The organism is Pseudomonas sp. OTU5201 (genome assembly GCF_038440135.1).
GTDB lineage: Bacteria > Pseudomonadota > Gammaproteobacteria > Pseudomonadales > Pseudomonadaceae > Metapseudomonas > Metapseudomonas resinovorans.
In genome coordinates, this window is record NZ_JASATC010000060.1 from 15,508 (window position 1) to 27,538 (window position 12,031).

A 12,031-nucleotide genomic window follows, 5' to 3' on the forward strand; every position below is an offset into this window, starting at 1 on the left:
AAACGCACTTCGGCGTCGTGATCAGAACAGGCTCAACTGATCCTGCCCGTTGACCGCTGCGGGCGTCGGCGCTTGTGGGTTGTCGACAGGCGCCGTGACGCCCAGGCGCTCCGCCAATCCCGCTGCCCGCTCGGCACGGGTCGATACCGCTTCACTCAGCCGTGCAGGCAGCCCCCAGATTTCCACCTTCTGCTTCGCCCGGGTGATGCCGGTGTAGAAGAGCGCGCGGCTGAGCAGGGGGCTGGGCTGCTCCGGCAGGGCCAGCAGCACCTCGGTGAATTCCGAACCCTGGCTCTTGTGCACGGTCATGGCGAAGGCACTGTCGTGGCTCGGAAGCCGGGCGGGAGCGAAGGGCCGATAGCCCTCATCACCTTCGAAGAACACCCTCAGGCCGTGCGGCGTAGCGAGGCAAAGGCCGATATCGCCGTTGAACAGACCCAGGGCGTAGTCATTCTGCCGCACCATCACCGCGCGGCCGGGGTACCAGCGCTCGCGCGAAGGCACGCCCAGGCGGCGCTTGATACGCGCCTCCAGTGTTTCGTTGATGCCACTCACGCCCCAGGAGCCCTCGCGCTGTGCGGTGAGCGCACGAAAGCCGTTGAAGGCGGCGAAGGCGGAAGCCGGGTGAGCGGTGCGCACGGCGGCGAAGTAGGGCGCATAACCCGTCTCCAGCCGCTCCAACAGGGTCGCCGGAGTAGGGCCGGCATTCCACGCCAGATCCGGGTGACTGCCGCGCAGCAACTCCAGAGTGCCACGGGCATCGCCACCGTTGATGCGCCGCGCCAACTCGCCAATGCCACTGTCGCCAGCGAAACGGTGACTGTGAGTCAGCAGTACCACGGCGTCCCCGAGGCGCGAGCGGGGTTGTTCCACCGGCACCGGCTGGCCGGTGATGCGGGTCAGGTCGGCGGCCGCAGCCGCATCCAGGCCACGCCCTTCGCACAGCTCGGCGAACACCGCACCCGCCTCTACCGCCGCCAACTGATCCTTGTCACCCAGCAGGATCAACCGCGCGTTGGGCGGCAGGGCATCCAGCAGCTTGGCCATCAGCGCCAGGTCCACCATCGAGGCCTCGTCCACCACCAGCACATCCAGCGGCAGCGGGTTATCAGCGTGATGGCGAACCTTCGGCGTGTCGCCACGACTGCCCAGCAGCCGGTGCAAGGTGCGCGCTTCTTCTGGCAGCGCGGCCTTGATGGCGTCAGCTACCGGCAATTCTGCCTTGGCGTTGCGGATGGCCTCGGCCATGCGCGCGGCGGCCTTGCCGGTAGGCGCGGCCAGGCCGATGGCAAGCCGTTCACCGCCCGGCTGTTCCAGCAGCGCCGCCAGCAGACGTACCACGGTGGTGGTCTTGCCGGTACCGGGGCCACCGGAGATCACGGCCAGGTTGCGCCGTACCGCCTGCGCGGCTGCCAGCCGTTGCCAGTCAGGCTGCTGAGTGTTGCGGACGAACAGACGGGCCAGGGACTCGCCCAGTTGCGCCTCGTCCACGCTCGGCCGGGCCGTCGCCCGCTGCAGCAGGTTCTGCGCCAATCTCGCCTCGTAGGCATGGTAACGGCTGAGATAGAGACGGGCGCCGTCCAGGGTCAACGGTGCATAGCCACCGGGGGGCGCCACCAGGGGCGAGGCTTGAAGGGCCGTGAGCCAGGCGGGCAGGGCAGGCGCCTGCAGGCCGGGGCCGCCCTCGACGAACAATGGCTGCCCGGCCCAGCGTGCCAGGGGCAGGCAGACATCGCCGTCACCCAGCGCCTGACAGCACAGCGCGGCAGCGGCCAGCACGGCGTCCGACGCCTGAGGGTCGAGGCGTTGCAGACTCTCGGTGAAATGGCGCTCCAGCGGTCCCAGGGACCAGTCGGCCAGGCTCATCAGCGGCCCTCCTCGAACAGTAGATCCAGCGCATCCAGCAGGCTGTCGGCAGGACGATGGAAGAACACTCCGGCGTCTGGCATGCCGCGCAGGAAGAGGTACCAGGCGCCGCCCAGCTGCTCGCTGGCGAAGCCGGCCAGGCGCTGGCGCAGGAAGCGTCGCAGCGCCACCAGGTAGATCAGGTATTGCAGGTGATAGTGCTCGGCAGCGATAGCCTGCTCCAGGCGCTCACCACCGTAGTAGCTGGCGTCCGGGCCGAGCCAGTTGGATTTGTAGTCGGCAATGTACCAGCGCCCGTCGTGCTCGAAGGTGAGGTCGATGAAGCCCTTCATAAAGCCCTTGAGGGTGTCGAACTCCAGGCGCTCGGCGGCCAGGCGCATCACCTCCGGCAGCCCGTGGACGGGGTCGACAAGGATCGCCCGCAGACGGCCGACATCCAGCCCGGCCACCGGGAAGGTGAAGCCCAGCTCCGGCAGCCGCCGGTTGGGGGCCAATGCGGACAGGCGCAGGCCCTGGCCGTCCAGGTCGGTATCCAGTACCCGCTGCAGGTGGGCGCTGGCGATCTCCGTCCAGCTGTCCGGCAAGCCGTGGCCCTGCAGGTGTTTCTGCACCAGCGCCGGCAGTTCGCCTTCACCGCGCATCCAATCCTCCAGCATGGCGTGCAGGCAGGTACCGGCACGGGCGCCCCGGGGGAAGGCGAAGAAGCCCGTACCCGGTTCGCTGGCCGGTGGCACCACGAGACCATCGCGGTCGGGCGCTTCCATGTGCAGGCCGGCGGCCAGGCCGGAGAAGCTGCCCACCCGCCAGGCGCTGGCCAGGGTGCGGTCGAGGGTGGCCAGGCCAGCCGGGAGCAGGGCGCGGGCCTCGCCCTGGGCGCTGGCGTCCTCGGCCTGCGGCGCCACCACCGCGATCTGGCCGCCACTGTCATCGGCCAGGGCCTCCAGCTCAACACGCAGGGCGGTGCCGTCGCGAGTAGCCAGGTGCTGGGCGAGGGCACCGAGCACATCGGCCTCATCCAGCTCGCGGCCATGCAGCAGCCAGGCGAGGGCGCAGCTGTGCAGGCCATCTTCCGGCAGCTCGCCGTCCTTCTTCGCCTTGGGCAGGGCTACCGGCCCCCAGTGCAGCCAGAGGCGGTCACGGGCGCGGGTCAGCGCCACATAGGCCAGGCGCAGGCGCTCGGCGAAGCGTTCACGGCGGGCACCGGCACGGTGTTCGTCGAAATGTTCACCCCCCAGATCGAGCAGCGGGGTGCCGTCCTCGGCATGGCAGGTGATGTCCTCGTCGCGGCGCAGCAGCGCGCCGTCCCAGAGGTAGGGGCAGAACACCAGCGGATACTCCAGGCCCTTGCTGGTGTGCACGGTGACGATCTGTACCCGCTCGGCATCGCTCTCCAGGCGCAACAGGGCGTCGTCGCCGTGGCTTTCGGCGGCACGCTGGGCGTTGAACCAGGCCAGCAGCGGCTCCAGGCCAGGCCGCTGGAGGCTTTCGGTCTGCAGCAGTTCGGCCAGGTGGAGGAGGTTGGTCAGGCGTCGCTCGCCATCGGGCAGGGCGATCAGGCGCTCAGCCACGCCCTGCTCATCGAGCCAGGCGCGGAAAGCACGCATGAAGCCCTGCTGCTGCCAGAGCTGGTGGTAGCGCTCGGCATTCTCGCGCTCTTCGTCCCAGGCATGCTCGTCGTCCTGGCAGCGTGCCAGTTGCGGGGCATCGCGCCCCAGCAGGCGGGTAGACAGGGCGTAGCGCAGCACGCCTTCGCGGCCGGGCTCGGCATAGGCGGCCAGCACCGCCGCCAGCTCCTCGGCCTCTTCGCTATGCCAGACGCTGTCGCGGCCGCGACGCACGCTGGGTACGCCACGGGCGGCCAGCTCGGCGGCCACGTCCCCAGCCTGGCGATGGCTGGCGACCAGCACGGCGATATCACCGCCTTTTAGCGGCGAACGCAGGCCATCCTCGTCGAAATAAGCCTCGCCACGGGCACTGGCGGCCAGCAGGCCGGCAATGCGCCGGGCAGTGTCTGTGGCCACCGCACTGCCGGCCTCTCCCTTGCCCAGGGGCTCATCGCCCAGCCAGACCAGCTCCAGCGGCGCACCGGTTTCGGGCAGCACCAGCTGCGCACGGGCCTTGCTGCTGGCGCCTACGGGCGGGTAGTCCAGGCCAGGCTCGGCGAAGGGCAGGGGACGGTCGAATACCCGGTTGAGGGCCGCGATCAATTGCGGCGTGGAACGGTGGTTGGTGTCCAGGCTGTATTGCCGCGCGGCCTCGTCGCGGGCCTTGAGGTAGGTGGCCAGGTCGGCACCGCGGAAGGCGTAGATGGCCTGCTTGGGATCACCGACGAAGCAGAGATCGCCCTGCTGCTCGTAGACCCGGTGGAAGATCGCGTACTGCACCGGGTCCGTGTCCTGGAATTCGTCGATCAAGGCCACCGGATAGCGCTCGCGCAGAGCCTGGCCCAGGGCGTCGCCGGCCGGTCCGCGCAGGGCGTCGTCGAGGCGATTGAGCAAGTCGTCGAAGGCCAGCAGGCGCTGGGCTGCCTTGCGTGCCGGCAACTCGCGATTGAGGGTGTCCAGCAAGCGCACCTGCAGGTCGATCAGGCGCGCCTCACCGGCCGGAGCGGCCTCTTGCAGGGCATCGAAGAGCCGCTGGAGTGCGGCGCAGACAGCGTGATCCGGTGCGGCGAAACCCTTCTTGGTCGCCTTGGCCAAGGCTTCGGTGCCGAGCTTCTCCAGGCCGGACGGTGCAGCGAACAAGGCCGCCGGATCGGCGAAGTACGCCTCCAGTTCCGTCTGCCACAGGGCGAACTTGGCGGGGTCGTAGCTGCGCTTGTTGAGGCTGTCGAGCTGCGCGAGCTGAGCGACGCACTCAGCACCCTGACGCTGCCAAAAACCCTGGGCATGGCTCCAGGCTTCGCTGGCGGCGGACAGGTCACCCACGACCCGTTCACGGGGCTCGATGCGCAGGTAGGGCTTACCCAGGTGCGAACGCAGACGCTGGCGCAGCCAGGTCGGGGTAATGCGTTTCTGTGCCAGGAAGCGCGCCCAGGCCGGCTCGGCGTCGGCCAACTCGCGCCGCCAGAGGTCCGCCATCAGCGCATCGAGCACTTCGCGGTCGTCGGTGGCCAGCTCGCTGTCGAAATCGCCGCCGGCCTCGAACGCGGCATCCTGCAGGGCGCGCTGGCAGAATCCGTGGATGGTGAAGATGGCTGCCTCGTCGAAACCATGCACTGCCAGCAACAGGCGGCGATGGGCATCTTCGCCGGGGTATTGCGCGTACAGCCCGGCCAGCACCGGGTCGGGGGCCGGCGCGCCTTCGTACATGGCCAGCAGCGCCGCCAATCGCGCACGGATGCGCTCGCGCAACTCAGCGGTGGCCGCCGTGGTGTAGGTCACCACCAGGATCTGCCCGACCCCGAGCTGACGCTCCAGCAACAGGCGCGCGTAAAGGGCGGTGAGCGTCCAGGTCTTGCCGGTGCCGGCGCTGGCCTCGATCAGGCTGCGGCCGGTGAAGGGGTCCTTGAGCAGGTCGAGGCTCATGCAGCGTCCTCCGGCACGAACGGCGCCCTCTCCCCAAGGGAGAGGGCTGGGGTGAGGCGGGCGGACCTGCGGCCCGCTTGGCGAATGAATTCGCCCCTACAGATGCATGCCACCGAGCAATGCATCGCATCAATCCTCATCGTCATCTCCCGCCAGCGCATCCAGCGCCGGGCCCAGCAGGGTTTCGGCCAGTTGTTCGAAGCGCTCGCCCAGTGGCTCGCGGTCGCGGAAGGCGAGGGCGTACCAGGGGTCGCGGGATTCGCCGACCGGGCCGAAGTCGATGCCCTCCCAGGCCACGCGGGCCTTGGAACGGGCGGCCTCGATCGGCTCCTTGCGGCCGGGTTTGCGCAGGCCGTGGGCGAAGCCGTAGCTGGCCTTGGTCAGCAGGGGCAGGGGCGTGAGCAGGGCTTCGCGGTAGGCGTGCAGCCAGGGTTCCAGCAGTTCGCGGGCGTTGGCCAGGGGGCCGGCTTGCCAGTCGCCAGCGGGAGAAAGCAGCCGGCTGTCGCGGGCGATGCCGGGGGGGGCGGCCAGGTTGAGCAGTAGGTGACGCAGCCAGAAGGGCGCCAGTTCCCACTCACCGAGACGGTTCAGGCGCCAGCCAAACAGACCTTCCGGGGTAACCCCGTCCAGCCAGCCGTGGATGCGCACGCCGGCCAGTTCGATATCCACCAGCAGCGGTTGTGGCACCGCCTCGGGTCGGGCTTCGAACAGACGCGGCGCGAAGGCGCGTACCGGGCCGCGCAGTTGCCCCCAGAGGGCATGACCCAGTTCGCCGACGGGTAACCAGCCGGCGGCGCGGGCGATGCGCTTTTCGTCCTGCTCGGACCAACCACGCTCCACAGCGTCCAGGGCAAGCTGGCGCAGCCCTCGCCACGCCGGGCCTTCGAGACTGAAGGGCTCATCGCTGGCCAGGGCCTCCTCGGCCTCGGCAAGACGCAGGCCGAGGCGCTGTTCCAGGAGGAAGCGTGCGGGATGGCGGAAGCACTGGATCAGTTGGGACGGTTCCAGGGTCAACCAGTCGGCGTCCGGCTCTGGCAAGGGCAGGGCGAAGGGCGCGGCAGCCGGCTGGGGTGTTTCCGCCAGGCGCTGGGCCGCACGGAACCAGGGCGCGGCGAAGCCGGCCTGCTGCCCCCCACCGAAGTTGGTCGAGGCGAAGGGCTGCAACGGGTGGGGCACCAGCACCCGCTCGCTGGCCTTGCACTCGCCCGCAATGGCGGTGAGGTCGATGGTTTCCAGCAGTTCGCTGACCAGCACCGACGGCGGCAGGTGGGCGTTATCCCGCGGATCGCGGCCGACGAAGCTGAGATAAAGGCCGTCGCGCGCCGATTGCAGGGTTTCCAGCAGCAGGTAGCGGTCGTCCAGGCGCCGGGCGCGGTCACCACGTCGGGGTTTGCGCGCAATCAGGTCGAAACCGGCGGCCGGGGTGCGGCGCGGGAAGGCGCCGTCGTCCAGGCCGAGCAGGCAGACCTGACGGAACGGCAGGCTGCGCATGGGCACCATGGTGCAGAAGGTCACGGCGCCGGTGAGGAAGCCCGAGGCACCGCTGCCCTGGTCCAGGGCCGCCACCAGATGCTGACGCACCAGGGTCAGTTCCAGTGGGCGCTCGATGCCGGCGGCCTCGGCCTGCTCACGCAGGGCACCGCAGGCCTGGGACAGCAGCAACAGGGTGTCGCCCGCTTCGCGCTCGTCGAACAGCAGGTCGATCAGGCCCTGCAGGGTTTCGGCCCATTCCGCCAGCGGGCGTGGCCGCGCCATGTCGTCGGCCAGGGCGCCCAGGCGCTGGACGAAGCCGGCGAGGCGGCCGAGCAGTTGGGCGCGGGCGCCTTCCAGGGCATCCAGTGGCCAGCTGTCGCCGAGCAGGGGGGGCGCGTCGCCGGCCAGTTGCGGTGGCGCAGCGAAGCCCAGCAGCAGGCGATCCAGCCCCTGGCGCCAACTGAAGGCACCTTCTTCCGGCAGGCCGAGACGCGCCCGGTGCGCGCCATCGCGACCCCAGCGCACACCGGCTTCGCGCAGCCAGTCGCGCAGCAGCGGCAGGTCTTCGTTCTCGATTCCGGCACGGGCGGCCAGGGCCGGTTGTTCCAGCCAGGCCAGCAATTCTTCGGCGGCGAAGCGGCTCTGCGGGAGTTCCAGCAAGGCGAGAAAGGCTTCCACCAGCGGCAACTCGGCGCGCAGGCTGCGGTCGGCCAGGCTGAAGGGGATGCGCGGCACGCCTTCACGTGGAGCGAATACCGCTTCGATGTAGGGGGCGTAGCGCTCGATATCCGGGGTCAGCACCACCACCTGGTCCGGGGTGAGGCCGGGGTCGGCCTTGAAGCGCGCCAGCAACTGGTCATGGAGCACTTCCACCTCGCGCAGGGGCGAATGGCAGAGGTGCACTTCCAGCGATCGATCATCCTCGCGCATGACCATGCGCTCTTCGGGATGACGGGTGCGCAGGCGCAGGATGTCGTTCTGCACGGCGCGCAGCAGGCTGCTGTCATGCAGGTCTTCGTCCTCGGCATAGACGCCGATGTCCTGGCCGCCGAGGGTGAAAAGGGCGTCGAAGAAATCACGTCCCTGCTTGCCGAGGCTGGCCAGCAGTGGATGGCCGACGTCCAGGTACCAGTCGTCGATGCCGGGCTCCGGCAGCCTCGCCAGCTCGCGGATATCGCGAATATCACCCCAGGCCTCGCGGCACGGGTTGAGGGCGAAGAGGATCACCTCGCAATGCCGCGCCAGGCCTTCCAGTACCCGCATGTGATGCGGTGGCAAGCTGCTGATGCCAAACACCACCAGTCGCTCCGGCAACCCTTCGACCGGCTCACCGTGCAGCCGGGCCAGCAGATCGCCCAGTAATCGCGCACGGTGGGGGTGGCCATCGGCAGTGAGTTCACGCCAGAGCAGGGCCTGCCATTCTTCGTCCGCGCCCAGCCCCAGCAACTCACCGCGTTCCCAGGCGTCCAGCCAGTCGTCGCGATAAAGCAGGTACTGGTCGAAGACGTCGGCGATGCGGGAGGCGAGAGTCAGCCGACGGCGTTCGTCACCGCCTTCCAGGTACTGCGCCAGGCGTGGCGCACGGGCAAGGTTGTGCGGTTCGCACAGCCAATCGTAGAGACGCCAGCCAAGGGTGACTGGATTGAACGCGGACTGCGGCGGCAGCTCGCCAAGCACCAGGCGGGTGACATCCCAGACGAAGCGTGCCGGCAACTGGATGTCCAGGTGCATGGCGATGCCCTGTTTGCGCGCCAGTTGCAGGGTCAGCCAGCGCCCCATGCCCTGGCTCGGCACTACGACCCGGGCAGGCGCCAGTGGATCCCGCTGGGGTTGTGCAAGCAGGGTGCAGGCCAGCTCGCCGAGGCTTTCCAGGTCGTTGGCGTGGTAGAGGTTGAGCATGGGAGCGCCGATGTCTGAAGGTCGGCACAGGTTAGCAGCCGACCCGGCCGCAGGTCGCCCCCGTCACGGGGGTCGCAGCATCAGGATGATCACACGGAAACCACCTCAGCTTCCTGCGCCAAGCCATTGATCGGTAATGAGCAGAATCACCGGGAAGCGTCTTTACTTGTCTACAGGTGCCATACCAGTCAGGCGATTAGCTGCAATCAGCCAGGACCATGAAGGTCTACCGATAATCGAGTTGCACAAGGCCTGACCGCGCCGCTGTCTTCCTGCGCATGGATACGGCGGCCTTTCAAGATCGCCAGGAGGGCCACCATGCTGACGCTGCTCAATCTCCTCTCGGCCGTCGCCTTGCTCATCTGGGGCACGCACATCGTGCGTACGGGCATTCTCCGCGTGTATGGCGCCAACCTGCGTCGCCTGCTCAGTCGCAGCGTGCGCCGCCCGCCCCTGGCCTTCGTCGCCGGCATTGGCGTCACGGCCCTGGTACAGAGCAGCAATGCCACCGCGCTGCTGGTCAGCTCCTTCGTCGCCCAGGGGCTGATGTTGCTGGCCCCGGCCCTGGCGATCATGCTCGGCGCGGACGTCGGCACGGCACTGATGGCGAGGGTGCTGACCCTTGACCTGTCGTGGCTGTCGCCATTGCTGATCTTCTTCGGGGTGATCTTCTTCCTCTCGCGCAAGCAGACGCGCCCGGGCCAACTCGGACGCGTGGCCATCGGTCTCGGGCTGATCATCCTCGCGCTGCAACTGATCATCGCCGCCGCCGAGCCCATCACCACCGCCAAGGGCGTGAAGGTGCTGTTCTCTTCCCTCACCGGTGATGTCCTGCTGGACGCACTGACCGGCGCGCTGTTCGCGATGATCTCCTACTCCAGCCTGGCCGCCGTGCTGCTCACCGCCACGCTGGCCGCGTCCAAGGTGATTTCCCTGAAGGTGGCCCTCTGCCTGGTGATCGGTGCGAACCTCGGCAGCGGAGTGCTCGCCCTGCTCAGCAGCAGCCTGCAGAACCCGGCGGGGCGCCGCGTGGCCCTGGGAAGTCTGCTGTTCAAGCTGGCCGGCTGCGTCCTGGTGCTGCCGCTGGTGGGGCCGCTGGCCAACTGGATCGACAGTTGGCCCATCTCCAACGCCGAACTGGTGATCGCCTTCCACCTGCTCTACAACAGTGTGCGATGCGCCCTCTGCCTGCCGCTGACGGTGCCCATGGCGCGATTCTGCGACTGGCTGCTGCCGGACCGCCCGCAACCCGACGATGTGGCCAAGCCGCGCCACCTTGACCCCGCTGCCCTGGACACCCCCAGTCTGGCGCTGGCCAACGCCGTGCGCGAAACCCTGCGCATGGGGGATATCGTCGAGCAGATGCTGAACAACCTGCTGCACTTGCTGCGCGGCGGCGACCCCCTGCTAGGCAAGGATATCCACAGGCTGGACGACGACATCGACGCGCTTTACACGGCCATCAAACTCTACCTGGCGCGCATGCCCCATGAGGATCTCGGCGAGCGCGACAGCCGACGCTGGGCGGAAATCATCGAGCTGACCATCAACCTGGAGCAGGCCGGCGACGTCATCGAGCGCATGCTCGATGACGTGCAGAGCAAGAAGAACGCCCAGGGCCACGCGTTCTCCGATGAAGGGCTGGCGGAGATCGTCAATCTCCACGACCAGTTGGTGGAGAACCTGCGCCTGTCTCTCTCGGTCTTCCTCAATGGCGACCAGGAGAACGCCAAGCGCCTGCGCCGCGCCAAGCAGCGCTTCCGCATCCTCGAGCGGCGTTACGCCCATGCGCACGTCTCGCGCCTGCACCAGCAGGTGGTGCAGAGCATCGAGACCAGCGCCCTGCACCTGGGCCTGATCAGCGACATGAAGCGACTCAACTCGCTGTTCTGCGCGATTGCCTACGCGGTGCTGGACAACCCCGACGCGCCAGAGGCAGTGGAAGAGGAGCGCGTATCGGCCGAACCTCAGCGCTACTTCGAGCCGGAAATCGGCTCACATCGTTGAGCGGCGCTCTTCCCAGCGCGCCGGCCGCTGGGCAGAATCCGGGGATGACCCCACATGACCCGTCCAGTGCCTCGGTCAGCGCCAGTCTGACCCAGGCGATCCTGCATGCTGCGACCCAGCTCGGCCTCAATCGCCAGGAGCTGCTGCGCGCCAGCCAGCTCGACGAGCACCGCCTGGGAGACCCGGACGCACGCATCCCCTTCCGTGCCCAGGAAGCCCTCTGGGACACCATCCACACGCACCTTCCTCATCCGGAGCCGGGCCTGGCCATTGGCCACGCCCTGGCACCCGGCCAGTTCAGCGTGCTCGGCTACCTGCTGCAGAGCAGCCCGACCCTGGGCGAGGCCCTGGAGGCCGAGCTGCGTTATCAGCGGCTGGTTGGCGAGGGCGGCAGCCTGGCGCTGGAGGTGCGGGGCGACGAACTTTGGACCCTCTATCGCCCACTGCACCCGAAGCTGCCGGCGACCCGTGCGCGAGTACTGGCACTGATGGCCTTCTGGCTGGAACTGATGCGCCCGCTGCTGGCAGATCTGCGCCTGTTCAGGGCCTGCTTCGTGCATGCGGCGCCGACGGACATCACGCTCTACCAGCAATGCTTCGCCTGCCCGCTGCAGTTCGACGCGGAGGATTACGCCCTGGTGTTGCCCCTGGCCCTGCGTTCGGCGCCACTGAAACAGGCCAACCCGCCCCTGCAGGCGGTGTTGCGTCAGCACGCCGAAGCCTTGCTTGCGCGCCTGCCCAGCGAAGGGTTGCGGGCGCGGGTGGTGGCCCTGCTGGGGGCGCAACTGGCCCGTGGCGAACCCGATCGCGGCGCGCTGGCCGCCGCACTCGGCGTCAGCGAACGCACCCTGCAGCGGCGCCTGGCGGACGAGGGCAGCAGCTACCAGCAACTGCTCAATGACACGCGCTGCCACCTGGCCGAGCGCCATCTGGAGGAAGGCCGCCTGCCCATCGCCGATATCGCCGTGCTGCTGGGCTACTCCGAGCCCAGCGTGTTCTTCCGCGCCTTCCGCCAATGGACCGGGCTGACACCAGGGGAATACCGGCAGAAGCATCGGGACTGATCACCGGGGCGCTGGGTAGCGGCATCTGTAGATCCTATGCAAAGGCCGCCCGCAGGGGTGCCCTGTAAGCGGCATGGGGATGCGTCGCATCCCTTGGCGAATGAAATGGCTAGGTCTGCATGACGTGTTGTAGGCAGCTGCATTGCCCGTAGGAGCTGGCTTGCCAGCGAATGGCGGCGTTTAGCTGGCAAGCCC

Annotated in this window: 5 protein-coding genes; 2 read left to right on the top strand and 3 right to left on the bottom strand. The window is 68.5% G+C overall.

Annotation, left to right across the window (positions count from 1 at the left end; all coding sequences use genetic code 11):
* Positions 1-21: 21 nt before the first annotated feature.
* The 3 genes from recD to recC all read right to left on the bottom strand — a co-directional run bounded on the left by recD (position 22) and on the right by recC (position 8,765).
* Positions 22-1,866 carry an exodeoxyribonuclease V subunit alpha gene (recD, locus tag AAHM40_RS25140; protein ID WP_342247119.1) on the bottom strand — a complete coding sequence of 615 codons (1,845 nt, stop codon included), beginning with the start codon at positions 1,864-1,866 and terminating at the stop codon, positions 22-24.
* Positions 1,866-5,393 carry an exodeoxyribonuclease V subunit beta gene (gene recB, locus AAHM40_RS25145; RefSeq protein ID WP_342247120.1) on the bottom strand — a complete coding sequence of 1,176 codons (3,528 nt, stop codon included), beginning with the start codon at positions 5,391-5,393 and terminating at the stop codon, positions 1,866-1,868. Before recB ends, recD begins: the two co-directional genes overlap by 1 nt.
* A gap of 129 nt (positions 5,394-5,522) precedes the next feature.
* Entirely contained in the window at positions 5,523-8,765 is a 3,243-nt protein-coding gene (gene recC, locus AAHM40_RS25150; RefSeq protein WP_342247121.1) for an exodeoxyribonuclease V subunit gamma, read from the bottom strand.
* A gap of 318 nt (positions 8,766-9,083) precedes the next feature.
* On the opposite strand from recC, the gene AAHM40_RS25155 reads away from it, so the two are divergent.
* A complete protein-coding gene (locus AAHM40_RS25155; RefSeq protein WP_342247122.1) occupies positions 9,084-10,772 on the top strand; it encodes a Na/Pi cotransporter family protein in 1,689 nt (562 codons plus the stop codon).
* 44 nt (positions 10,773-10,816) lie between these two features.
* The gene (locus tag AAHM40_RS25160) at positions 10,817-11,836 is read left to right on the top strand and encodes an AraC family transcriptional regulator (protein ID WP_342247123.1); all 1,020 of its coding nucleotides are present in this window, start codon (positions 10,817-10,819) and stop codon (positions 11,834-11,836) included.
* The last annotated feature ends 195 nt before the right edge of the window (positions 11,837-12,031 follow it).